The sequence below is a fragment of the Rhizobium ecuadorense genome, from assembly GCF_001187535.1.
Classification (GTDB): Bacteria; Pseudomonadota; Alphaproteobacteria; order Rhizobiales; family Rhizobiaceae; genus Rhizobium; species Rhizobium ecuadorense.
On sequence record NZ_LFIO01000090.1, the window covers coordinates 1 to 281 of the forward strand.

The 281-nt window shown below is 52.0% G+C and carries 1 protein-coding gene; it reads left to right on the top strand.

Features of this window, described 5'->3' with window-relative positions:
* Nucleotides 1-49 precede the first annotated feature (49 nt).
* A partial coding sequence (locus tag AF337_RS03850) for a DUF6428 family protein (protein WP_244471174.1) occupies nucleotides 50-281 on the top strand: 232 nt, incomplete at its 3' end.

The window sequence follows — 281 nt, forward strand, 5'->3', positions numbered from 1 at the left end:
GATCCATATTTCAATAATCCTTGAATTATTGAAATATGGATTAGCTGATATGAACGCGATCGACAACGGAAAAATTCAAGAGGACGACATCAGCCTTGGCCTGCTGCTCAATACGCTCGACGGTGAAAGGGACGCGCCGCTGGTTTTCTATTACGACGGCCGGCCGGTGAAGCCTGGTTATCATATCACCGAGGTCAAAGCGGGCCAGTTCTCGGCCCTCGATTGCGGCGCCAATCCTGAGGCCTGGACGGAGATCTTCATCCAGCTCTGGGACATCGAAG